The 22,213-nt window shown below is 69.0% G+C and carries 23 protein-coding genes; 14 read left to right on the plus strand and 9 right to left on the minus strand.

Annotated elements, in window-relative coordinates; translation table 11 throughout:
• The first annotated feature begins 8 nt into the window (after positions 1-8).
• The 3 genes from ACPCHZ_RS06025 to ACPCHZ_RS06035 are packed head-to-tail and all read left to right on the plus strand — an operon-like array spanning position 9 to position 1,680.
• The gene (locus tag ACPCHZ_RS06025; RefSeq protein WP_423483931.1) at positions 9-617 is read left to right on the plus strand and encodes a class I SAM-dependent methyltransferase; all 609 of its coding nucleotides are present in this window, start codon (positions 9-11) and stop codon (positions 615-617) included.
• A 41-nt stretch (positions 618-658) separates the two neighbouring features.
• Positions 659-1,105, plus strand: a complete 447-nt coding sequence (locus tag ACPCHZ_RS06030) for a hypothetical protein (RefSeq protein WP_423483932.1) — start codon at positions 659-661, stop codon at positions 1,103-1,105.
• Positions 1,105-1,680 carry a TetR/AcrR family transcriptional regulator gene (locus ACPCHZ_RS06035; RefSeq protein WP_423483933.1) on the plus strand — a complete coding sequence of 192 codons (576 nt, stop codon included), beginning with the start codon at positions 1,105-1,107 and terminating at the stop codon, positions 1,678-1,680. Before ACPCHZ_RS06030 ends, ACPCHZ_RS06035 begins: the two co-directional genes overlap by 1 nt.
• Here the strand turns inward: ACPCHZ_RS06035 and leuA are convergent.
• From leuA to ACPCHZ_RS06075, 8 genes are all read right to left on the minus strand, one after another.
• Positions 1,677-3,479 carry a 2-isopropylmalate synthase gene (gene leuA, locus ACPCHZ_RS06040; protein ID WP_423483934.1) on the minus strand — a complete coding sequence of 601 codons (1,803 nt, stop codon included), beginning with the start codon at positions 3,477-3,479 and terminating at the stop codon, positions 1,677-1,679. The genes ACPCHZ_RS06035 and leuA overlap by 4 nt on opposite strands.
• A 173-nt stretch (positions 3,480-3,652) precedes the next feature.
• Positions 3,653-4,312, minus strand: coding sequence for a helix-turn-helix domain-containing protein (locus ACPCHZ_RS06045; protein WP_423483935.1), 660 nt, complete (start codon positions 4,310-4,312; stop codon positions 3,653-3,655).
• A gap of 10 nt (positions 4,313-4,322) precedes the next feature.
• Complete coding sequence (locus tag ACPCHZ_RS06050; protein WP_423483936.1) at positions 4,323-5,519, minus strand: NAD(P)/FAD-dependent oxidoreductase; 1,197 nt, start codon at positions 5,517-5,519, stop codon at positions 4,323-4,325.
• The gene (locus ACPCHZ_RS06055) at positions 5,516-6,835 is read right to left on the minus strand and encodes an FMN-binding glutamate synthase family protein (protein ID WP_423483937.1); all 1,320 of its coding nucleotides are present in this window, start codon (positions 6,833-6,835) and stop codon (positions 5,516-5,518) included. Before ACPCHZ_RS06055 ends, ACPCHZ_RS06050 begins: the two co-directional genes overlap by 4 nt.
• A gap of 1 nt (position 6,836) precedes the next feature.
• The gene (locus ACPCHZ_RS06060; protein WP_423483938.1) at positions 6,837-7,523 is read right to left on the minus strand and encodes a protein glxC; all 687 of its coding nucleotides are present in this window, start codon (positions 7,521-7,523) and stop codon (positions 6,837-6,839) included.
• Positions 7,511-8,395 carry a glutamine amidotransferase gene (locus ACPCHZ_RS06065; RefSeq protein WP_423483939.1) on the minus strand — a complete coding sequence of 295 codons (885 nt, stop codon included), beginning with the start codon at positions 8,393-8,395 and terminating at the stop codon, positions 7,511-7,513. Before ACPCHZ_RS06065 ends, ACPCHZ_RS06060 begins: the two co-directional genes overlap by 13 nt.
• Before the next feature lie 37 nt (positions 8,396-8,432).
• On the minus strand, positions 8,433-9,743 hold the full coding sequence (glnT, locus tag ACPCHZ_RS06070) for a type III glutamate--ammonia ligase (RefSeq protein ID WP_423483940.1): 1,311 nt from the start codon (positions 9,741-9,743) through the stop codon (positions 8,433-8,435).
• Between the two features lie 105 nt (positions 9,744-9,848).
• The gene (locus ACPCHZ_RS06075; protein WP_364983173.1) at positions 9,849-11,102 is read right to left on the minus strand and encodes an ammonium transporter; all 1,254 of its coding nucleotides are present in this window, start codon (positions 11,100-11,102) and stop codon (positions 9,849-9,851) included.
• 254 nt (positions 11,103-11,356) lie between these two features.
• On the opposite strand from ACPCHZ_RS06075, the gene ACPCHZ_RS06080 reads away from it, so the two are divergent.
• From ACPCHZ_RS06080 to ACPCHZ_RS06090, 3 genes are read left to right on the plus strand one after another with little or no spacing between them, the layout of a single operon-like run.
• The gene (locus ACPCHZ_RS06080) at positions 11,357-12,703 is read left to right on the plus strand and encodes a cytosine permease (RefSeq protein WP_423483941.1); all 1,347 of its coding nucleotides are present in this window, start codon (positions 11,357-11,359) and stop codon (positions 12,701-12,703) included.
• Entirely contained in the window at positions 12,700-13,434 is a 735-nt protein-coding gene (locus tag ACPCHZ_RS06085) for a cysteine hydrolase family protein (protein ID WP_423483942.1), read from the plus strand. Before ACPCHZ_RS06080 ends, ACPCHZ_RS06085 begins: the two co-directional genes overlap by 4 nt.
• Before the next feature lie 54 nt (positions 13,435-13,488).
• Positions 13,489-14,214, plus strand: coding sequence for a GntR family transcriptional regulator (locus tag ACPCHZ_RS06090; protein WP_423483943.1), 726 nt, complete (start codon positions 13,489-13,491; stop codon positions 14,212-14,214).
• On the opposite strand, the gene ACPCHZ_RS06095 is transcribed toward ACPCHZ_RS06090, so the two are convergent.
• Positions 14,173-14,808, minus strand: a complete 636-nt coding sequence (locus tag ACPCHZ_RS06095) for a nitroreductase family protein (RefSeq protein ID WP_423483944.1) — start codon at positions 14,806-14,808, stop codon at positions 14,173-14,175. The two genes, ACPCHZ_RS06090 and ACPCHZ_RS06095, sit on opposite strands and share 42 nt — an antisense overlap.
• A 111-nt stretch (positions 14,809-14,919) precedes the next feature.
• Here ACPCHZ_RS06095 and ACPCHZ_RS06100 point away from each other — a divergent pair, with 111 nt between their 5' ends.
• From ACPCHZ_RS06100 to ACPCHZ_RS06135, 8 genes are all read left to right on the plus strand, one after another.
• Complete coding sequence (locus ACPCHZ_RS06100) at positions 14,920-16,185, plus strand: aspartate kinase (RefSeq protein WP_364983074.1); 1,266 nt, start codon at positions 14,920-14,922, stop codon at positions 16,183-16,185.
• Between the two features lie 3 nt (positions 16,186-16,188).
• The gene (locus tag ACPCHZ_RS06105) at positions 16,189-17,223 is read left to right on the plus strand and encodes an aspartate-semialdehyde dehydrogenase (RefSeq protein ID WP_423483945.1); all 1,035 of its coding nucleotides are present in this window, start codon (positions 16,189-16,191) and stop codon (positions 17,221-17,223) included.
• A gap of 35 nt (positions 17,224-17,258) precedes the next feature.
• Positions 17,259-18,353, plus strand: coding sequence for a DUF4185 domain-containing protein (locus ACPCHZ_RS06110; RefSeq protein ID WP_423484653.1), 1,095 nt, complete (start codon positions 17,259-17,261; stop codon positions 18,351-18,353).
• Between the two features lie 75 nt (positions 18,354-18,428).
• Positions 18,429-18,833 carry a hypothetical protein gene (locus tag ACPCHZ_RS06115; RefSeq protein ID WP_423483946.1) on the plus strand — a complete coding sequence of 135 codons (405 nt, stop codon included), beginning with the start codon at positions 18,429-18,431 and terminating at the stop codon, positions 18,831-18,833.
• A gap of 55 nt (positions 18,834-18,888) precedes the next feature.
• Entirely contained in the window at positions 18,889-19,329 is a 441-nt protein-coding gene (locus tag ACPCHZ_RS06120) for a Fur family transcriptional regulator (RefSeq protein WP_423484654.1), read from the plus strand.
• A gap of 168 nt (positions 19,330-19,497) precedes the next feature.
• Entirely contained in the window at positions 19,498-20,967 is a 1,470-nt protein-coding gene (locus tag ACPCHZ_RS06125; protein WP_269896269.1) for a catalase, read from the plus strand.
• A gap of 46 nt (positions 20,968-21,013) precedes the next feature.
• Positions 21,014-21,442, plus strand: coding sequence for an organic hydroperoxide resistance protein (locus tag ACPCHZ_RS06130; RefSeq protein ID WP_423483947.1), 429 nt, complete (start codon positions 21,014-21,016; stop codon positions 21,440-21,442).
• 11 nt (positions 21,443-21,453) lie between these two features.
• On the plus strand, positions 21,454-22,089 hold the full coding sequence (locus ACPCHZ_RS06135) for a sensor domain-containing protein (RefSeq protein WP_423484655.1): 636 nt from the start codon (positions 21,454-21,456) through the stop codon (positions 22,087-22,089).
• The last annotated feature ends 124 nt before the right edge of the window (positions 22,090-22,213 follow it).

Here is a 22,213-nt window from a genome sequence, read left to right on the forward strand (position 1 = left end):
ATGGTTCCATGACGAAAGATCGGTCAATCGACTACCTACCCGCCGCCGGACGCGACGCATTCCTGCCGGGGTACGACCTGCTCGCCCGGGTGCTCGGCATGCAGCCGGCCTACCGCGCGCTGATCGAGCAGGCCGGGCTCGCCGACGACCAGCAGGTCCTCGAGATCGGCTGTGGCACCGGCAACGTGGCCGTCAGCGCGAAGCGCTCACATCCCGGCGCGCAGTTCACCGGATCGGATCCCGACCCCCGTGCCCTCGACCGGGCCCGACGAAAGGCCAAAAGCCTGACCGGAATTCGCTTCGAACGGGCGTACGCGCAGCGGCTGCCGTACCCCGACGGCAGCTTCGACCGGGTGCTGTCGTCGATGATGCTGCACCATCTCGACGAGGACACCAAGACGCAGGCGGCCGCCGAGGCATTCCGCGTGCTGCGGCCCGGCGGCAGCCTCCACGTCGTCGACATCGACGGCCACGCCCACGGCCACACGCACGGCCACGGCCACACCATCCCTGACTTGCTGAGCACAGCCGGCTTCGACGTCGACGAGATGGGCACCCACCGGCTCCGGCTGTTCGGGCAGGTGACCCGGTACCGCGCCACCCGTCTCCAGGCCTGACCCGTTTACAGCACTACAAGTGTAGTGGTAGCCTCGCAGGTATGACCACTACACATGTAGTACACAAACCGACGCTTCTCGACGCCTTCCGCAGGCACGGCTACTTCTACCGGGAGGCGGCCATACTGACCATCGGGATGGGCGTCGTACTGCACCTGTTCCGGGTGGTGTTCGGCGACGAGCTGACGCTGCAGTACGTCCTGACCAGAACGACCGACATGGCGCTGCTCGTCCCGATGACCTGTGCCGCGGTGACCGGCGTCCTGGTGTGGCGCCGGGTCGAATTCGCCAACCGGGCGCACAAGGCGTTCTTCACCTGGGCGCTGGTCTATATCGTGCTGAGCGTGCCGCTGCACGTCTACGTCGGTGCCGTCAGGAACGACGTCGGCTTCTACCTGGCGTTCTTCCCGGTGTGGTTCAGCTACCTGCTGTTCCCCTTCTACGCCGCGATGCTGACCATGTTCTGGCGTCTGCGTGTCAGGAACTGATGCCCGCCAACCCCGAGCGACGGACTCAGATCCTCGACGCCGCGATCGCCATCCTGGCCGACACGGGCGTCGGGGGTCTGACGCATCGGCAGGTCGACACACGCAGCGGCGTCCCGGCGGGCACCACCTCGAACTACTTCCGGACCAGGCTCGCACTGCTCGAGGCGGTGACGGCGCACGTGGCCGACGCGCACTGGCAGCGGGTGGCCATGTTGCAGACGCTGGTCGGCCGGCAGGAGAGTCCCGACGGCGTCCCGGCACTGCTCACCCGGATGGTCACCGACCCCGACGAGCATGCCCGGCGGGTGAACGTCGCCCGGTTCGAACTGTTCCTCGAGGGCACCCGTCGCCCGGAACTGCAGCGGGCGCTCGCCGACATCCAGGCCGCCGCGCTGAAATCCGCGGGCCTCATCCTCGATGCGGCGGGACAACATCCGTCCGCCGAACAGGTGGGAGAACTCGCGCGACTGCTCAACGGTCTCGCGTTCAGCCACATGACCTTCACCGCCGAGCAGCCCGGCGCCCAGGATCCGGGCGGACTGATCGACCGGATCCTGCGCGCGGTCCTCGGCTAGCGTGCCGCCCGGTTGACGGCCGACACCACGGCTCGCAGCGACGCGGTGGTGATGGACGTCGCGATCCCGACGCCCCACACCGTCCTGCCACCGATCGACGCCTCGACGTATGCGGCGGCCTGGGCCTCCTCGCCCGCCGACAGGGCGTGCTCGGAGTAGTCCAGCACGGACACGTCGAAGCCGATGGCGCCCAGTGCGTCGACGAACGCGGCGAGCGGACCGTTGCCCGCGCCGACGATCTCGCGCTCCTCGCCGTCGACCTTCACCACCGCGACCATGGTGTCGGTGCCGCCGTCGACCTCGGACGCTTCCACCCGCTGGCGGATGCGCTCCAGCGGCCGGATCGGTGCCAGGTACTCCTCGGAGAAGACGTCCCACATCTCCTTGGGCGACACCTCGCCGCCCTCGCCGTCGGTGATCTTCTGGATCGCCTGGCTGAATTCGATCTGCAGCCGGCGCGGCAGCACCAGGCCGCGGTCGGCCTTCATGATGTAGGCGACGCCGCCCTTGCCGGACTGCGAGTTCACCCGGATCACGGCCTCGTAGGTGCGGCCGACGTCCTTGGGATCGATCGGCAGATACGGCACCTGCCAGAGGATGTCGTCGACATCGGCGTCCTGCTCGTCCGCCGAGACCTTCATCGCATCCAGGCCCTTGTTGATCGCGTCCTGGTGGCTGCCGGAGAACGCGGTGTAGACCAGATCGCCGCCGTAGGGGTGGCGTTCGTGGACGGGCAGCTGGTTGCAGTACTCGACGGTGCGCCGGACCTCGTCGATGTTGGAGAAGTCGATCTGCGGGTCGACACCGCGGCTGAACAGGTTGAGCCCCAGCGTCACCAGGCACACGTTGCCGGTCCGCTCGCCGTTGCCGAACAGGCAGCCCTCGATGCGGTCGGCGCCGGCCTGATAGCCCAGTTCGGCTGCGGCGACGGCTGTTCCGCGGTCGTTGTGCGGGTGCAGGCTCAGGATGATCGAGTCGCGGCGGGCCAGGTTGCGGCTCATCCACTCGATCGAGTCCGCGTACACGTTGGGGGTGGCCATCTCAACGGTGGCGGGCAGGTTGACGATCAGCGGCGCCTCGGGGGTGGGCGCGATGATGTCGGCGACGGCGTCACAGACGTCCTTGGCGTACTCGAGCTCGGTGCCGGTGTAGGACTCCGGGCTGTACTCGAACCGCCACTGGGTGCCGGGGTACTTCGCGGCCTCCTCGACGCACATCCGCGCGCCGTCGGTGGCGATCTTCTTGACGGCCTCGCGGTCGGCCCGAAACACCACGCGGCGCTGCAGGATCGACGTCGAGTTGTAGAAGTGCACGATCGCCCGCGGGGCGCCCGCGCACGCCTCGAACGTGCGCGCGATCAGCTCGGGCCGGCACTGCGTCAGCACCTGGATGGTGACGTCGTCGGGCACCGCGCCCTGCTCGATGATCTCGCGGACGAAGTCGAAGTCGGTCTGGCTGGCCGACGGGAAGCCGACCTCGATCTCCTTGTAGCCCATCCGCACCAGCAGCTCGAACATGCGGCGTTTGCGGGCCGGGCTCATCGGGTCGATCAGCGCCTGGTTGCCGTCGCGCAGGTCGACCGCGCACCACATGGGCGCGGTGGTGACGACCTTGTCGGGCCAGGTGCGGTCGGGCACCGTGACGGGCTCCACCTCGTCGGCGAAGCTGCGGTACCGGGTGACCGGCATCGATGACCCGCGCTGGGTGTTCCAGGCGGGTTGGCCGGGATGTGGCTCACCGGCGGGGGTGCGGATGGTGCGTACCGAGGCGAATGCGTCGGCGGAATCTGGGGTGGTCATGTGATCGGCTCCGGGAGTGTGAAAGGGGACTCGACCGGCGCATCGCGAAACACCCGCGACAGGAAGCCGGTCTGGTCAGACCCCGTCGCGGCGTCCGAGAAGGAGCACCCGCTGCACGGGGGCCACATTACTCCCGGGTTGCCGGACGGCCAAACATCGCCCTTTTCGCAGGGCTACACCTGAGAGTCGGGGAACGCGATGACCGACAGGAAGCGGATCGGCAGCTCGACCAGGTCGACCGGGCCGTGCGCCCCCTCGCCGTCGATCTGCAGCGAGTCTCCCGGCTGCATCCGGTACACCGACCTGCTGTGGCTGTAGTCCATGACGCCTTCGAGCATGTAGATGAACTCGGTGCCCGGGTGCTGGAACAGCGGGTAGGTCCGGCTCTTCTCCGACAGCGTCACGTGCAGGCATTCCAGCCGTTTGTGCTCACCGCGCAGCGACCCGAGCAGCTCGTAGTCGTGGCCCTCCTTGGTGCCGTTGCGCACGATGTGCGCGCCGGTGCCCGCCCTGACGAAGGCCGCGGGCCGTTCCACGTCGGCGCCGCGGAACAGGCTGGTGACCGGTACGTCGAAGCCTTTGGCCAGCAGCGCCAGTGTCGACAGGCTGCAGGAGGTCTGGGCGTTCTCGATCTTGCTCAGCATCGCCTTGGAGATGCCGACGCGGGCCGCCATGTCGGCGACGGTGAGGCCGTGCTGCAACCGCAGTTGGCGCACATTGCGCCCGATCGCCGCCTCGAACTCGACCTCTTCGACCGAGTCCTGGGGGTCGCGGTCGCGCGCGGTGCCTGCCTTGTTCCGCAGCAGCGGAACGTCGTCGTCAGCGGGGCTCACGGGTTTCTGTCTAGCGCATCTCGCCGGCGCCGACGTACGGGTACGGCGTCTTCAGCAGGTCGCCCTCGTCGAACCGCGACAACCGGAAGTCCGACTCGGGGATGCGCGCGTCGGCGCTGCGCCCGTCGATCACCAGGTCGGCCACCAGGCGGCCCACCGCCGGCGCGATCTTGAAGCCGTGTCCGCTGAAACCCGCGGCGACGAACAGTCCGGACACCCCGGTCGCGGAGATCACCGGGTTCCAGTCCGGCGTGACGTCGTAGCAGCCGGCGTAGCTGCCGGTGATCGCCGCTGAGGTGAAGCCGGGAAAGCGGGTCCCGACCTTCTCGACCGTGACGTCGACGAAGTCGTCGGTGGCCCGGTTGAGATACCGGTCGGGATCAGCCTCGGTGGGGTCGGCGAGGTCGCTGTTGCCGAACAGCACGTCGCCACCGGTCTCGGGGCGGATGTACTGCAGCGACACCAGGTCGGAGAACACCGGCAGGCCTGCCGTCGGCACTCCCGGTGAGATCAGCACGATCTGCTCGCGCACCACGCGGATCGGCACGTCGATCCCGTACGGCGCCAGGAACGGGCGCGTCCACGCGCCGGTGGCCACCACCACCGACGGCGCGTGGATCTCGGTGCCGTCGGCCGTGCGGACGCCGGTGATCCGGTCGCCGTCGACGAGCAGGTCCACCACGGGTGTGCCCTGCCGGATCCGGACCCCGGCGGCGCGGGCGGAGACCGCGAATGCCTGCGCGGTCTGGTAGGCGTCGCCGTACCCGCCGCGCGGCTCCCAGCCGAACGCCGCGAACGGCGTCAGGTCGGCGTACGGCCACATCCGGGCCACCTCGGCGGTGTCGATCTCTTCGGTCTGCACTCCGACGGCACGCTGGGCGGCCAGGCTGGCGCGCATCGCGTCGACGTTCTGTTCACCGACGCCGACGATGTAGCCGCTCTGCCGGAACCCGATGTCGCCGGCGTGATCGCCGAGGAACTGCTGCGGCTTCTCGAACACCTCGAGTCCGACCGCGGCCATCGCGGCCAGCGAGCTGACGCCGTAGTGGCACCGCACGATGCCGCTGGACTTACCGGTCATCCCCGAACCGACCGTGTTGCGTTCGGCGACAACGACATCGGTAACGCCACGCTGCGCCAGCGCCCAGGCCGCGGCGGCGCCCTCGATGCCGGCGCCGACGATGACGACGTCAGCGGTGTCCGTCATGTGCCGGGGATCCAGCTGGTGCCGGCCAGCGGGACCCGCGCCATCGCGGCGGCCTCGATGGTGACGGCCACGAGGTCCTCGGGTTCCAGGTGGCAGACGTGGGCCTTGCCGCAGGCCCGGGCGATCGTCTGGGCCTCCATGGTCAGCACGCGCAGGTAGTTGGCCAATCGCCGGCCGCCCTCGACGGGGTCGAACCGTGCCGCCAGCACCGGGTCCTGCGTGCTGATGCCCGCCGGATCGGTGCCGTCCTGGAAGTCGTCGAAGAAACCCGCTGCGCTGCCCAGCTTCTCGTATTCCGCGGCGTAGCGCGGATGGTTGTCGCCGAGCGCGATCAGGGCGGCGGTGCCGATCGCCACCGCGTCGGCGCCGAGCGCCAGTGCCTTCGCCACGTCGGCGCCGGTGCGGATGCCACCGGAGACGATGAGCTGCACCTTCCTGTGGACGCCCAACTCGGTGAGCGCCTGCACGGCTTGCGGGAGCGCGGCCAGGGTCGGCACGCCGACGTGCTCGATGAACACCTCCTGGGTGGCGGCGGTGCCGCCCTGCATGCCGTCGACCACCACCACGTCGGCGCCGGCGTGCACCGCGAGCTTGACGTCGTAGTAGGTGCGGGTGGCGCCGACCTTGACGTAGATCGGCTTCTCCCAGTCGGTGAGCTCGCGCAGCTCGTTGATCTTGATGGTCAGGTCGTCGGGGCCGGTCCAGTCCGGGTGCCTGCATGCCGACCGCTGGTCGATGCCCTGCGGCAGCGTGCGCATGCCTGCGACGCGTTCGGAGATCTTCTGCCCCAGCAGCATTCCGCCACCGCCCGGTTTGGCGCCCTGGCCGAGCACCACCTCGATCGCGTCCGCGCGGCGCAGGTCGTCGGGGTTCATGCCGTAGCGCGACGGCAGGTACTGATACACCAGGTGCTTGCTCTGGCCGCGCTCCTCGGGCGTCATGCCGCCGTCGCCGGTGGTGGTCGACGTCCCGGCCTCGCTGGCGCCGCGGCCCAGCGCCTCCTTGGCCGGGCCTGAAAGCGCACCGAACGACATACCGGCGATGGTCACCGGAATGCTGAGGTGCAGAGGGTGTTTGGCGTGCCGGTCGCCGAGCACGACGTCGGTGTCGCATCGCTCGCGGTAGCCCTCGAGCGGATAGCGCGACATCGACGCGCCGAGGAACAACAGGTCGTCGAAGTGCGGGAGCGGGCGTTTGGCGCCCCAGCCGCGGATGTCGTAGACGCCGGTATCGGCGGCCCGCTGGATCGCGGCGATGGTGGCGCGGTCGAAGGTGGCCGACTCGCGCAGGCCTCGCTGTGCCGGGTCAAGGGTCATGTCAGTAGCTCGCTGCGTTGTCGACGTGGAAGTGGTACAGGGTGCGGGCGGACCCGTAGCGGGTGTAGGAGGAGGTGTCGTCGTCCTCGAATCCGGCCGCCTTCAGCAGCGCGCCGAGTTCCTCGTGGTGCTCGGCGCGCATCTCCTTGGCGACACAGTCCGCGCCCAATGATGCGACGTCGCCGCGGACGTAGAGGCGGGCCTCGTAGATGGAGTCGCCGAGTGCCTCGCCTGCGTTGCCGCGCACCACCAGTCGGCCGGCCTGGGCCATGAATGCGCTCATGTGGCCGATGTCGCCACCCACCACGATGTCCACCCCTTTCATCGAGATGCCGCACCGCGCAGCGGCATTGCCCTCGATGACGAGCAGTCCGCCGTGCGCGGTGGCGCCCGCCGACTGCGACGCGTCACCCTTGACCCAGACGGTGCCGCTCATCATGTTCTCCGCGACGCCGGTGCCCGCGTTGCCGTCGATGACGACGTCGGCGCGCTGGTTCATCCCGGCCGCGTAGTAGCCGACGTGGCCGTTGACCGTCACCCGGACCGGTGCGTCGAGACCGACGGCGACGTTGTGCGCGCCCGCCGGATGGTCGATGACGAACTCGCCGGCCAGGCCGGGCGCGTGCAGCGCGGCGTTGACCTCCCGCAGCGCGGTCTCCCTCAGGTCCCAGTGCATCAGCGCTGCCATGCGTAGACGACCTCCGGTTCGGGCTCCCAGATCGCGGCATGCCCGACGCCGGGCAGGCCGGACAGCGCGCGGTACTCGCTGGCCATCGCGACCCAGTCGGAGGTCTCGGCGATGACGGCCGGCTTGCAGGCGATGGCGTCGCGCACCACGGCGAACGAGTCCGAGTTGGACACCAGAAGCGTGTAGAACCCGTCGAAGCGGGCGCACAGTTCCTTCAGGGCGGTCTCGATGTTGCGGCCGGCGGCCAGTTGCGCCGCCACGAACCGGGCGCCCACCTCGGTGTCGTTCTCGCTGTCGAATTCGATTCCGGCGGCGCGGAGTTCGCGCCTGATGGTGGCGTGGTTGGCGAAGGAGCCGTTGTGCACCAGGCACTGGTCGGGGCCGACGGCGTAGGGGTGCGCACCCGAGGGCGTCACGGCCGACTCGGTGGCCATCCTGGTGTGCCCGACGCCCTGCCAGCCCTGTGCCGCCGCCAGCCCCCACGACTCGGCGAGGGTGCGGGGGTGGCCGACACCCTTGAGCACGGCGAGGTCGTCCCCGAAGCCCGCGACCAACGCGTCGGGCAGTGCCGCCCGCACCGTGGTGAGCAGGGCGGTCGCGTCGGCCTCACCGGACACCAGATACGTGTCGTCGAGCACGGTGACCGTCACCTGCGGGCCCAGCGCCGAGCGCACCGAGTCGGCCGAGGCGTCGACGCCGAGCAGCGAGACGCAGGACCGGCCGGGCGGCGTCCAGGTCGGGTCGCCGTACACCGCCACGCCGGCCGAATCGCTTCCGCGATCAGCCATCTCGCACAGCATCCCGGTGAGCAGTTCGCCCAACCGCGGGTACAGCGCTGGGTTGCGCAGATGCAACCCGACGATTCCGCACATCGCTGTCTCGTTCTCCTCGTCGTGTGTCGGTCGTGGATCAGAAGGCGGTCAGGTACTGGTCGATCTCCCACGGCGTCACGGAGCCGTGGTAGGCGAAGAACTCCTCGCGTTTGACGTCGGCGAAGTAGCCCGCCACTCCGTCGCCCGCGGCGTTGAGCACACCGGAGACCACGGGGTCGGACTGCAGTTCGTCGACGGCGTGCAGCAGGGTCGGAGGCAGGGTGGCACGGCCGTCACCGGCGGCGCCGACCGCGCCGGGATCGGTGCTGCGCTTGATGCCGTCCAGGCCTGCGCCCAGCGCGGCGGCCATCGCGAGATAGGGGTTGGCCGACCCGTCGCCGCCGCGCAGTTCGATGCGCTGGGAGTCGGGCACCCGGATGTAGTGCGTGCGGTCGTTGCCGCCGTAGGTGGCGCGCCGCGGCGCCCACGATGCGCCGGACGCCGTCGAGGTCGCACCGGTTCGCTTGTAGGAGTTGACCGTCGGCGCGATGACGGCCTGCAGTGCGCAGGCGTGGTCGAGGATCCCGCCGATGAAGCCGTACGCGGTGTCGGACAGGCCGAGGCCGCGGTGGTCCTCGGCGGCCGGGAACACCGGGTCGCCGCCGCTGGTGAGCGACAGGTGCAGGTGCAGGCCGCTGCCCGTCCGGTCGGCGAACGGCTTGGGCATGAAGGTGGCGACCATGCCGCGTTCGGCGGCGATCATCGACAGCAGATAGCGCAGCGTCACCACCCGGTCGGCGGTGGTCAGCGCCTCGGCGAACTGGAAGTTCTGCTCGAACTGGCCGTTGCCGTCCTCGTGGTCGTTCGCGTAGTTCGACCAGCCCAGCGCGTTCATCGCCGTCGAGATGGCGGTGAGGTGGTCGTACATCCGGGTGACGCCGCGGGCGTCGTAGCAGGGCTGGGCGGCGGTGTCGGCGGCGTCGGCGGTGGACAGGCTGCCGTCGGGATTGCGGTGCAGCAGGAAGTATTCGACCTCCGCACCCACCCAGGGCTCGAATCCGGCGTCGGCGGCCTGCTGGATCAGTGCCTTGAGGATGACGCGTGGTGCGTAGGGCCACGGCTTGCCCTCGACGTGCGGGTCGCAGTGCACGATGGCCAGCCCGTCCTTGATGAACGGGATGGGGGTGAACGACGCCGGGTCCGGGATCGCCATCAGGTCGGGGTCTTTGGGTTCCTGGCCAATGGCGCCGACGGCGTAGCCCGCGAATCCGACGCCCTCGGTGGCGAGCAGGTCGATCGCCTCGACCGGCACCAGTTTCGCGCACGGCTTTCCGCGCAGGTCGACGAACAGTGCGAGCACGAACTTCGTGCCGGACTGCTCGGTGAGGGTGGCGAGGTCGGGGGTCATACCGGTCCTGTCTCTTGCTGAGAATCAAAGTATCACGATAGGAAACTCGGCGGGCATGCGAAAGCCGGCCGGTGCGGGGATGAGCCCGCGCCGGCCGGCGTCAGATCACACAGGTGCCATGTCGTAGGACGACTCGCGGTGGAACTTCGCGTCGATGCCCTGCTCTTCCTCCTCGGGCGAGATGCGGATGCCCATCGTCTTCTTGAGCGCGAAGGCGATCGCGAACGCGACGACGAAGGAGTACCCCATCACCGCGAAGGCGGCGACCGCCTGCTTCCACAGCTGGTCCACACCGCCGCCGTAGAACAGGCCGTTGGTGGCGTTGGGCATGCCCTCGCTGGCGAAGAAGCCGATCAGCAGCGTGCCGATCAGCCCGCCGACGAGGTGGACGCCGACGACGTCGAGCGAGTCGTCGTAGCCGAACTTCGACTTCAGGCCGACGGCGTACACGCAGATGGCGCCGGCGATGGCGCCGACGAAGATCGCGCCGACCGGGGTGACCGAACCGCACGCGGGGGTGATGGCGACCAGGCCGGTGATGGCGCCCGAAGCCGCGCCGACGCCGGTGACGTGGCCGTCCTTGATCTTCTCGACGGCGAGCCAGGCGAGCGTGGCGGCGCAGGTCGCGACGAAGGTGGTGACCATGACGATCGCCGCCGAATTACCCGCGGCCAGCGCCGAACCGCCGTTGAAGGCATACCAGCCGGCCCACAGCAGGCCGGCGCCGAGCAGGGTCAGTGGGACGTTGTGCGGCTTGCGCAGCTGACCGAACATCGCGGACTTGCCGAGCACGATCGCCACGGCGAGCGCGGCGGCGCCTGCGTTGATGTGCACCGCGGTACCACCGGCGAAGTCGATGGCCTTGAGGCTGTTGGCGATCCAGCCGCCGACCGAGTTCTCGGTGACCACTCCGTCGAATGCGAACACCCAGTGCGCGACGGGGAAGTACACCAGCACGGCCCACACCGTGGCGAACAGCATCCACGCACCGAACTTCATCCGGTCGGCCACCGCACCGGAGATCAGCGCGACGGTGATCCCGGCGAACAACGCCTGGAAGATCGCGAACAGGCTCACCGGCAGACCCGAGATGGTGGTCTGGGACTCCAGTAGGTCGGTCATGCCGTCGAATTCGGTGAAGCTTCCGACGAAGCCGCCGTACGAGGTGCCGAAGACCATCGAGAAGCCGAAGAGCACCCACAGCACGCCGACGACCGCGACCGCGCCGAAGGTCATCATCATCATGTTGGTCGAGCTCTTGACCGAGACCATGCCGCCGTAGAACAGCGCGAGGCCCGGGATCATGAGGGTCAGCCCGATGATGCAACACAGCATGAATGCCGTGGTGCCAGTGTCCACTACGTCCATTGGTTAGTTACTCCTGGAAGTGATGCGGACCGCTCAGTCGGGTCCGTTCACTGGCAGTAACCGTCGTTTCTGTTACGCGGACAGTGTCGCGGTGTTGCGGGCGCGTAAACGATGTCGCGGTCGGACTCGCGCTGGTTGTAACGAAGCGTTCACCAGCGGAAACAGGGTGGCAATTCGTATACCGCACTGTATACAGCAGCGGATACAGACGGGTATCCGGTCCCTGCTGCGAAAAGAGCGAAGCCGTGGAAACACCGACAACAGCCGCCGCCCCCGATGAGTCTGGTCTCGGCGAGGAGTATGAGAACGAACCCGTTCCCGCGTCCGCCCGAAAGTCATTGTTCGCGGTGTCGGCGGTCTGGGTGGGCTTTCCGATGATCATGACGTCGGCGGTCTTCTCGGGCATCGTCGTCTACAACCTGGGCTTCGTCACGGGACTCGTCGCGATCCTCGTCGGCGATCTCATCCTGATGGGGTACGTCGGGACACTGAGCTACCTCGCGGGCGGGTCGGGCAAGAACTTCGCGCTGACCGCGGCGGACACGTTCGGCACCAAAGGGTTTCGCATCGTGTCGGGGTTCCTGTCCGTTCTGGTGATCGGCTGGTTCGCCTTCCAGACCGGAATGGTCGGCTCCACGCTCAATGTCTCGATGGGCTGGAGTGCCACCTGGATCACGCTGCTGGCCGGATTGCTCTTCGTGGCACTCACGTTCGTCGGGATCCGGGCGATCTCCTGGATCGGGGTGGTCGCCTCGGTGCTGTTCGTGCCGCTGGGCGTGGTCGCCGTCGTGTTGGCGGCAGGTGACACCGGATTCGATTCGGCGTTCTCGTACGACGGTGGGGCGGGTGCCGGCGCGTTCAGCTTCGGCGTGGCGGTGACGATGGTGATCGCCTGCTTCGCGGACTCGGGCACCATGACAGCGGATTTCACGAGGTGGGCCCGCAGCGGCAAGCAGGGCGCGCTGGCGGCCTTCGCGGCGTTCCCCGTCGCCTACTTCATCGCTCAGCTGGTCGGGGCGTTGGTGGTGGCACTCGGCGCGTCCGCTGCGGCCGAAACCACCGGCGGTGACTTCCTGCACGTCCTGGTGGGCGGCGGCGGGATCCTGGTGCCGCTGGCCATCGTCTTCGTGTTCGTGAACCTCGGTAGCGTGTGCGCGCACTGCCTGTACAACGGCGCTGTCGGCTTCGGCAACATCACCGGAAAGACCATGCGCCAGTTGACGATCGTCCTCGGTATCCTCGGCACCGTCGCTGCGGTGGCCGGAATCTGGTCGTACTTCGCGACCTGGCTCAACATCCTCGGTGTCCTCGTTCCGCCGATCGGCGTGATCATCATCCTCGATCAGTTGGTCTTCGCGTCGATGCGGGCTCCCGCACGCGGCGGGTTGTACTGGAAGCCGTTCGCCGCGTGGGCGACCGGGGCCGCGGTGGCCCTGGCGACGCACTTCTACGCACCGCAGCTGTCCGACGCCGTCGTCGCCATGCTCACCGGGGCCGTCGCGTTCACGCTGCTGACCTATGCGGGACGCGGTGCCGCCGTTCCGGCAGGGGCACCCGTCGCCCAACCCGTCCTGAGTGGAGAGAACGCGTGAGCACACCGATCACCGTCGACGCCGACCCGTACCCGTGGCCCTACGACGGCGACATCGCCGCCGGCCGCACGGCTCTGATCAACATCGACTGGCAGGTCGACTTCTGCGGCACGGGCGGATACGTCGACACCATGGGATACGACCTGTCGCTGGTTCGCACGCCGCTCGGTCCTGCACAGCAGATCCTGGCCGCGGCCCGCGCTGCCGGATTGCTGGTCATCCACACCCGCGAAGGCCACCGCCCGGATCTGTCGGACCTGCCGGCCAACAAGCGCTGGCGCTCCGCCCGAATCGGTGCGGAGATCGGGTCCCTCGGACCGTGCGGGCGCATCCTCACCCACGGCGAGCCGGGATGGCAGATCGTCCCGGAGATGGCGCCGCTGCCCGGTGAACCAGTGATCGACAAACCCGGCAAGGGCAGCTTCTACGCCACCGACCTCGAGTTGATCCTGCGCAGCAACGACGTGACGCACATCATCTTCACCGGGATCACCACCGACGTGTGCGTCCACACCACCATGCGCGACGCCAACGACAGGGGCTACGAGTGCCTGGTGGTCTCGGACGCCACCGGCGCCACCGACCACGGCAACCATGTGGCCGCCTTGAAGATGATCACGATGCAGGGCGGGGTGTTCGGCGCCCACGCCACCACCGAGGCGGTGCTGGCGGCCCTCGATCAGATGACGGACCGGTCGATCACCGCACCGCGGGTGGCGTCCGCGGGATAATCGGAGGCGGAGCTCGGGCAGAGCCGGCCGTTTCACAAAGGAGGACGTCAACGCATGGTGGCACCAGCCGCGGTCGACGAGCCGGCATCCCTGCGCGACCGGGTGTACGTCGACCTCGGCAAGAAGTTGATGACCGGTGAGATCGACGACCGCACGAGGCTCGTCGAGTCGCAGTTGTGTGACGCGCTCAACGTCAGCCGCACTCCGCTGCGCGAGGCGCTGGTGCGGCTGCACGCCGACGGCATGCTGGAACGCAGACCTGACGGCTACTACCCGGTGGCACTCGACATCGCGGGCGTCCGTGACCTCTACGAACTGCGAATCACCATCGAACTGCGGGGCATCACCCGGATCCTGGAGACCGCCGAACTGCGCTACGACAAGGAGCGGTTGTCCGCGTTGCGCACGCAGTGGCGCGCACTCGAGGCCAGCCCGCCTCCGCCGGAGGCCGACATGGTGCTGCTCGACGAGGCGTTCCACATCGAGCTCTCGACCGCCTCCGGGAACATGGCGATGGTGGGGGCGCTCGACAACCTGAACAGGCGTATCCGGCTGATCAGGATGTACGACTTCGTCACCGAGGAGCGTGTGACCGCCACCATCGCCGAGCACCTCCAGATCGTGGAACTGTTGCTCGACGACGACCTCGAGGCAGGCCGCACAGCGCTGCACGAACACGTCGGCGCCAGCTTCGAAGTGGTCGAGCGGCGCGCGATCCGAGCGCTGAGCGCCCGCTCACTAGGGCATTCCGTGACGTCCTTCGACACCCTCTGGAAGTAGGACAGTCTTCCCCCAGCGCTCGGCGAAGGCGATCTCCTCCAGCGGGAGCCGCCGGCGGGGCAGTGAGTCGCGCTCGACGGTCTTCTCGTCGGCGTCGGCGTAGTCACCGAGCGATCCGACGGCCACCACGGCGTACGGCCGGACACCCTCGGGAATGCCGAACTCGCGTCGGGCCGCGTCGGCGTCGAAGCCGGCCATCGGGTGGGCGATCAGCCGCCGGGACACCGCCTCGACGGTCAGGTTGGCGATCGCCGCGCCTGCGTCCAGCGCCGCATAGCGTGCCGTCCGCTCGTCCTCGCCCTCGTCGGCGCACACCAGGACCAGCGCGCCCGCGGCGTGGGCGTAGCTGTTTCCCCTCTTCAGCGTGGCGGCCAGGGCCGCGAATGTCGGATCGCCGCGCCGTCCCACGACGAACCGCACCGGCTGGCGCGCCCCCCACGTCGCCGCCCAGCGGGCCGCCTCGAGTAGCGCGGTGACCTCCTCGTCGGTGATCGCCGCGGCCGGATCGAAGGCGCGCGGACTCCACCTCGCGGCGAGGTCGGGATGGATGGGCACCCGGGTTTGGGCGGTGCGGTCAGTCGGCGGGTCGGCCACGTCTCGACGCTACCGAGCGTCCGCCGGGCGGGCCCACCGCCGGAGGGAAAAACCGGGTGCTCCGACCCCTTATCCTTGTGTGCGACCAATCCGCACCTGAAAGGGCTGACAGTGGCGCTCGTCGTGCAGAAATACGGCGGATCCTCGGTGTCCGACGCCGAGCGCATCCGGCGCGTCGCCGAGCGCATCGTCGAGACCAAGAAGGCGGGCAACGACGTCGTCGTGGTCGTCTCGGCGATGGGTGACACCACCGACGACCTGCTCGACCTTGCCAAGCAGGTGTGCCCGGCGCCGCCGGCGCGCGAACTGGACATGCTGCTGACCGCGGGTGAGCGGATTTCGAACGCGCTGGTCGCGATGGCCATCGAGTCGCTGGGCGCGCACGCCCGGTCGTTCACCGGCTCGCAGGCCGGCGTCGTCACCACCGGCACCCACGGCAACGCCAAGATCATCGACGTCACCCCCACCCGGCTGCGGTCGGCGCTCGACGAGGGGCAGATCGTCCTCGTCGCCGGCTTCCAGGGCGTCAGCCAGGACACCAAGGACGTCACCACGCTGGGCCGCGGCGGCTCCGACACCACCGCGGTGGCGGTGGCGGCCGCGCTGAACGCCGACGTCTGCGAGATCTACACCGACGTCGACGGGGTGTACACCGCCGACCCGCGCATCGTGCCGAACGCGCACAAGCTCGACACCGTCAGCTTCGAGGAGATGCTCGAGATGGCGGCGTGCGGCGCGAAGGTGCTGATGCTGCGGTGCGTCGAGTACGCCCGCCGCTACGACCTGCCCATCCACGTCCGGTCGTCGTACTCCGACAAGCCGGGCACCATCGTCAAGGGATCGATCGAGGACATCGCCATGGAAGACGCCATTCTCACCGGGGTCGCCCACGACCGCAGCGAGGCCAAGGTCACCGTCGTCGGCGTGCCCGACGTCCCGGGCTACGCCGCGAGGGTGTTCCGCGCGGTCGCCGACGCCGACGTGAACATCGACATGGTGTTGCAGAACATCTCCAAGATCGAGGACGGCAAGACCGACATCACCTTCACCTGCGCCCGGGACAACGGACCAGGCGCGGTCGAGAAGCTGACCTCGCTGCAGCACGAGATCGGGTTCACCCGGGTGCTGTACGACGACCACATCGGCAAGGTGTCGCTGATCGGCGCGGGCATGCGCAGCCACCCCGGCGTCACCGCCACCTTCTGCGAGGCGCTCGCCGAGGTCGGCGTGAACATCGATCTGATCTCCACGTCGGAGATCCGGATCTCGGTCCTGGTGAAGGACACGGAACTGGACAAGGCCGTTGCAGCGTTGCACGAGGCGTTCGGACTGGGCGGCGACGAGGAAGCCGTCGTGTACGCGGGAACGGGACGGTAGGACATGGTCAGTATCGGAGTGGTCGGCGCGACGGGTCAGGTCGGCCAGGTGATGCGCACGCTGCTGGAGGAGCGGGACTTCCCCGCCACCAGCGTGCGGTTCTTCGCCTCGGCGCGGTCGCAGGGCAAGAAGCTGCCGTTCCGCGGCCAGGAGATCGAGGTCGAGGACGCCGAGACCGCCGATCCGTCCGGCATCGACATCGCGTTGTTCTCCGCGGGCGCGACCATGTCGCGGGTGCAGGCGCCGCGGTTCGCCGCCGCGGGCGCCGTGGTGATCGACAACTCCTCGGCGTGGCGCAAGGACCCCGAGGTGCCGCTGGTCGTCTCCGAGGTGAACTTCGACCGCGACGCCGGTAATCGACCCAAGGGGATCATCGCCAATCCCAACTGCACCACCATGGCCGCCATGCCGGTGCTCAAACCGCTGCACGACGAGGCCGGTCTGGTGCGGATGATCGCGTCGACGTATCAGGCCGTCTCGGGCAGCGGGCTGGCCGGTGTGGACGAATTGTACGGCCAGGCAACGGCCGTCGTCTCCGGCAGCCGCGACCTCGTGCACGACGGCTCGGCGCTGGACTTCCCGGCGCCGAACAAGTACGTCGCGCCGATCGCGTTCAACGTGGTGCCGCTCGCCGGCTCCTACGTCGACGACGGCTCGGGGGAGACCGACGAAGACCAGAAGCTGCGCAACGAGAGTCGCAAGATCCTCGGCATCCCCGACCTCCTGGTCAGCGGCACCTGCGTGCGGGTGCCGGTGTACACCGGCCACTCGTTGTCGATCAACGTCGAGTTCTCTCAGCCACTCTCGGTCGAGCGGGCCAAGGAGATCCTGGCCGCGGCGCCCGGCGTCACGCTGTCGGATGTGCCGACGCCGCTGGCCGCCGCGGGCGCGGACGAGTCGCTCGTCGGCCGCATCCGGCAGGACCCGGGCGTGCCCGACGGCCGTGGGCTTGCGCTGTTCGTCTCCGGTGACAATCTGCGAAAAGGTGCGGCGCTGAACACCATTCAGATCGCCGAGTTGCTGGCCGCTCGGTTGTGACCCGGCGCGCCGTCGGGGCGCTGCTCGGCGTCCTGATGCTGCTGCCCGCGGCGCCGTCCGCGCTTGCCGAACCGCCCTCGCCCGCACCGGGCCCGGTGCTGCCGCCGCTGGCGCCGGGGCAGGTGCTCCGCCTCGGGCCGACCGCCGGAACCGGAACGGCGACACGCGACTACGGCATCGGCGCGACCGACCTGTGCGAGTTCATGGAGTTCCCCAGCGGCATCCTGCAGGTGTGCGGTGACAGCTTCGCCGGCCAGGGCGTCGGGTACGGCGGGTGGTACTCGCCGATCGCCTTGCACGTGGACCCGGAGTCCGTCGGCGATCCGAACGGCGTGCGCTACGACGGGGTTTCGGGAGTCGACACGCCGCTGCTCGCCGACCCCGCGCCGCCGGGGTCCTCGCAGCTGCCGGCCGGGGTGGTGCAGGTCAACCGGGAGAACTGGATGTTGATCACCACCACCCGCGACCTGCGGCCGCAGTCGTCGAGATTGGTGAAAGCATCAGCCGCCGAGGGTGAATGGCCGACGATCGAGGGTTCGGAGCGGGAGGCCGGCTACGACGGCGGCAGGCAGTCCCAGATCAGCGGCTACTACGATCCGATCCCCACCGCGGACTCACCCGGTGGCTGGGTGTACATCGTGGCCAACAACTTCGACCGCACCGCACCGGTGGTGCTCTACCGCGCGAGGCCCGACACCTTCACCGACCGGTCGACCTGGGAGGGCTGGTCAGGTCTGCCCGGTCCGGACGGCGGCTGGGGCAAGCCGGCCACGGCGCTGTGGGGCGACCGCGTGGGGGAGATGAGCGTCCGCCAGATCGACGGCAAGACCGTGCTGTCGTACTTCAACGCCGGCAACGGCAACATGGAGGTCCGGGTCGCCGACGCCCCGACGGGCCTGGGCACGGCGCCGGTGACGACGGTGGTGGTGGCCACCGACTGGCCGGAGCCGGCCGAGGTGCTGCCGCCTCCTGAGGTCAACCGGCTGGCGCAACCGTACGGCGGTTACATCTCGCCGGGCTCCACGCTCGACGAGGTGCGGGTGTTCGTCAGCCAGTGGAACACCACACCGCGCGGCGGGACGCCGTACCGGGTGATCCAGTTCGCGGTGAACCCGTTCAAGCCCTGGTGATCCCCACCATGGCTCACAGCGGATTCATAGCTGATTCAGGATCAGCGCTTGAACACCGCTTGCAGGCTGTGAGTCATGACCGAAACACCTTCATCCCCCGAACCGGCGACGCGTCCCGTCGTCACCGAATCCACCGCGCCCGTGGTCGAGCGTGAACCGCGGCGCGGCAGCCGCGTCACCACCGCCGCCGCGTGGGTCGGCATCGTCGCAGGCGTCGTGTTCGTCGTCGCGGTGGTCTTCTTCTCCGGCTTCATCCTCGGCAAGGCCTCCGACGGCGGACACCGCGGCGGTGGGCCCGGCCACGGCGACCGGGTGATGATGCACCACGGCGGACCGCCGCCGATGATGGGCCCCGGCGGTATGGAGCGGGGCAGCCCGTTCGGACCGGGCGGACCGGGCGGACCCGGCGGACCCGGTTTCGGCCCGCAGCGGCCGGCTGCGCCCGATGCGCCGACCACCACCGCCCCGGCCCGGCCGTGACGCACCTAATCTTGACTCGATCCAGATTGAGGGCATACTCGATGGTGTGACCGCGATGCACGACGCCGACTCCCGCGCCCTCCTGCGGGCAGCCGGTATGCGCGTCACCGCCCCGCGTGTCGCGGTGCTCGACGCGCTGGTCGCCGCACCGCACTCGACCGCCGACGAGGTCGCCGGAGAGGTGCGGCACCGGCTCGGTTCGGTGTCCACCCAGGCCGTCTACGACGTGCTGCGGGCGTGCACCGAGGCCGGGCTGGTGCGTCGGATCGAACCGGCCGGCCCCTCGGCCCGCTACGAGACCCGCACCGGCGACAACCATCACCACCTGGTCTGCCGGTCGTGTGGCCGCATCGCCGACGTGGAGTGCGTGGTCGGCGCGGCGCCGTGTCTCGCGCCGGCCGACACCGACGGCTTCGTCGTCGACCGTGCCGAGGTGGTGTTCTTGGGCGTGTGCGCCGACTGTCGCGACACCGGACCGGCCGACGTGTCCGCCTAGACGTTTCTCTGCAGCCCTTCGAGACGCCCCGTCGCCCCCGCGCCGGGGCGTCTCGTCGTTTCGTGCATCCAAGATCGCGGTTTCGGGTACACCCCGGAGGTGACGCGTCCGCGCGTCCGCGGTCCAGCCCCCACGGCCGCCTGTTCCCCGAGGAGATGAACGACCACGATGACCGCCACCGAGAACAACTTCACCACCAACGACGCCGGCAACCCGGTACCCAGCGACGAGTACTCGCTCTCCGTCGGACCCGACGGCCCGATCCTGCTGCAGGACCACTACCTGATCGAGCAGATGGCGAACTTCAACCGGGAGCGCATCCCGGAGCGTCAGCCCCACGCCAAGGGCGGCGGCGCATTCGGCGTCTTCGAGGTGACCAACGACGTGAGCAGGTTCACCAAGGCGGCGGTGTTCCAGCCCGGCGCGAAGACGGAGATGGTCGCGCGGTTCTCCACCGTCGCGGGGGAGCGGGGCAGCCCGGACACCTGGCGCGACCCCCGCGGCTTCGCGCTGAAGTTCTACACCTCCGAGGGCAACTTCGACATGGTGGGCAACAACACCCCGGTGTTCTTCGTCCGCGACCCGATGAAGTTCCAGAACTTCATCCGCAGCCAGAAGCGGATGCAGGCCAACAACCTGCGCGACCACCACATGCAGTGGGACTTCTGGACACTCGTGCCTGAGTCGGCGCACCAGGTGACGTGGCTGATGGGTGACCGTGGCATCCCCAAGACCTGGCGGCACATGAACGGCTACTCCAGCCACACCTACAGCTGGGTCAACGCCGACGACGAGATGTTCTGGGTGAAGTACCACTTCAAGACCGACCAGGGCGTCGACTTCCTGACCCAGGAAGACGCCGACCGGCTCGCAGGCGAGGACGCCGACTATCACCAGCGCGACCTCTACGACTCGATCGAGGACGGGGACTTCCCGAGCTGGACGCTGAAGATGCAGATCATGCCGTTCGAGGACGCCAAGACCTATCGCATCAACCCGTTCGATCTGACCAAGGTGTGGCCGCACAGCGATTACCCGCTGATCGACGTCGGCCGGATGACGTTGAACCGCAACGTCACCGACTACCACGCCCAGATCGAGCAGGCGGCCTTCGAGCCGAACAACATCGTGCCCGGCACCGGACTCAGCCCGGACAAGATGCTGCTGGCCCGCGGGTTCTCCTATGCGGACGCGCACCGTCACCGCCTCGGGGTGAACTACAAGCAGATCCCGGTCAACGAACCCAAGGTCGAGGTCCGCAGCTACTCCAAGGACGGGGCGATGCGGATGCGGCTGACCAGCGATCCGGTGTACGTGCCGAACTCGATGGGCGGCGCACACGCCGACCCGGCCCGCGGCACCGAGGCGCACTGGATGTCCGACGGTGACATGGTCCGGGCGGCCTACACGCTGCGCGCCGAGGACGACGACTGGAGCCAGGCCGGCACCATGGTCCGCGAGGTGCTCGACGACGATCAGCGGGACCGGTTGGCGCACAACATCATCGGACACGTGACCGACGGCGTGCGGGAACCGGTGCTGTCACGGGTGTTCGAGTACTGGCGCAACGTCGACGCCGAACTGGGCAAGAAGGTCGAGGAGGGCGTGCGGTCGAAGCTCGAGGGCAACGGCGGCTGACCGCCGGCACCTTGCCCTCCGCGGCGCGGCTGGCATGATCGAAGCCATGAGCATCGAGGTCAAGTACACCGCGGAATCCACGGCGAGCGGCGGCGGGCGCGACGGTCACGTCAAGTCCACCGACGGCAAGATCGATCTGGACACCCGCCCGCCGAAGGAGCTGGGCGGCAGCGGCGAGGGCGTCAACCCCGAGCTGCTGTTCTCGGCCGGCTACGCCGCCTGCTTCCTCGGGGCGCTGCGCCTGGTGGCGAAGAACGAGAAGGTCCAGATCGACGACGCCAGCGGCATCACCGCGCAGATCGGGTTCGGTTCCGACTCCGAGGGCGGCTTCGGCCTGACCGCCCATCTGATCGGCTACCTGCCCGGCCTCGAGCAGGACACCGCCGACGACCTGATGCAGAAGGCGCACGGGGTGTGCCCGTACTCGAAGGCCACCCGCGGCAACATCGACGTCAAGCTGTCGGCGAAGGTCTGACCGTGCGGGCGATCGTCGGGGCGGTGCTGGGCGCCGGGCTGGCGCTGACCGCGTCGGCGCCCCTGGCCGCAGCGCGGCCGTCGGACCCCGGCGTGGTGTCGTACGCGGTGCTGGCCAAGGGTTCGGTGGGCAACATCGTCGGCGGTCCGATGCGGTGGGAGTCGGTGTTCACCGATCCGGTGCAGACCTTCTCCGTCGACAACCCGGCGTGCAACAACTGGGCCGACGTCGGGCTGCCCGAGGTCTACGCCGACCCCGACCTCGCCTCGTTCAGCGGCGCGGTCGCCCAGACGTCGGCCACCGACACCACCCACCTGGTCAAGCAGGCGGTCGGTGTCTACGCCAACCCCGACGCCGCCGACCGGGCATTCCACCGCGTCACCGACCGCACGTCGGGGTGCGCAGGCCAGACCACGGCCATGCACCTGAACAACGGGACCACCCAGGTGTGGACGTTCAGCGGCGGACCCGCCACCGCGACCGACGCCGACTGGGTCAAGCAGGAGGCCGGGACGGACCGGCGGTGCTTCACCACCACCCGCAAGCGGGAGAACGTGCTGCTCCAGGCAAAAGTCTGTCAGTCCGGCAACGGTGGTCCCGCCGTCAACGTGCTGGCCGGCGCCATGCAGAACACGCTCGGGCAATAGTCCGCCGCGCCTGTCATCAAGGCGTCACGGTGAATTCGCGAGACTTTGTCGGTCGTCTCTGGAAGATATAGGGGGTAGCGGCGATCAGCCGGTCACCGCGCACGCCTGCCAGCGGTCCAGCCCG

Source organism: Mycobacterium sp. NPDC050041, assembly GCF_049541695.1.
Taxonomy (GTDB): domain Bacteria; phylum Actinomycetota; class Actinomycetes; order Mycobacteriales; family Mycobacteriaceae; genus Mycobacterium.

Bases quoted from the DNA above. Each gene is read 5' to 3' on its own strand.
- ACPCHZ_RS06125 (WP_269896269.1), top strand. From the start codon at position 19,498: ATGACCGCCACCGAGAACAACTTCACCACCAACGACGCCGGCAACCCG.
- ACPCHZ_RS06025 (WP_423483931.1), top strand. From the start codon at position 9: ATGACGAAAGATCGGTCAATCGACTACCTACCCGCCGCCGGACGCGAC.
- ACPCHZ_RS06065 (WP_423483939.1), bottom strand. From the start codon at position 8,395: ATGTGCGGAATCGTCGGGTTGCATCTGCGCAACCCAGCGCTGTACCCG.
- ACPCHZ_RS06035 (WP_423483933.1), top strand. From the start codon at position 1,105: ATGCCCGCCAACCCCGAGCGACGGACTCAGATCCTCGACGCCGCGATC.
- ACPCHZ_RS06130 (WP_423483947.1), top strand. From the start codon at position 21,014: ATGAGCATCGAGGTCAAGTACACCGCGGAATCCACGGCGAGCGGCGGC.
- ACPCHZ_RS06090 (WP_423483943.1), top strand. From the start codon at position 13,489: ATGGTGGCACCAGCCGCGGTCGACGAGCCGGCATCCCTGCGCGACCGG.
- ACPCHZ_RS06115 (WP_423483946.1), top strand. From the start codon at position 18,429: ATGACCGAAACACCTTCATCCCCCGAACCGGCGACGCGTCCCGTCGTC.
- ACPCHZ_RS06120 (WP_423484654.1), top strand. From the start codon at position 18,889: ATGCACGACGCCGACTCCCGCGCCCTCCTGCGGGCAGCCGGTATGCGC.
- ACPCHZ_RS06055 (WP_423483937.1), bottom strand. From the start codon at position 6,835: ATGACCCTTGACCCGGCACAGCGAGGCCTGCGCGAGTCGGCCACCTTC.
- ACPCHZ_RS06050 (WP_423483936.1), bottom strand. From the start codon at position 5,519: ATGACGGACACCGCTGACGTCGTCATCGTCGGCGCCGGCATCGAGGGC.
- ACPCHZ_RS06110 (WP_423484653.1), top strand. From the start codon at position 17,259: ATGCTGCTGCCCGCGGCGCCGTCCGCGCTTGCCGAACCGCCCTCGCCC.
- ACPCHZ_RS06105 (WP_423483945.1), top strand. From the start codon at position 16,189: ATGGTCAGTATCGGAGTGGTCGGCGCGACGGGTCAGGTCGGCCAGGTG.
- leuA (WP_423483934.1), bottom strand. From the start codon at position 3,479: ATGACCACCCCAGATTCCGCCGACGCATTCGCCTCGGTACGCACCATC.
- ACPCHZ_RS06030 (WP_423483932.1), top strand. From the start codon at position 659: ATGACCACTACACATGTAGTACACAAACCGACGCTTCTCGACGCCTTC.
- glnT (WP_423483940.1), bottom strand. From the start codon at position 9,743: ATGACCCCCGACCTCGCCACCCTCACCGAGCAGTCCGGCACGAAGTTC.
- ACPCHZ_RS06060 (WP_423483938.1), bottom strand. From the start codon at position 7,523: ATGGCAGCGCTGATGCACTGGGACCTGAGGGAGACCGCGCTGCGGGAG.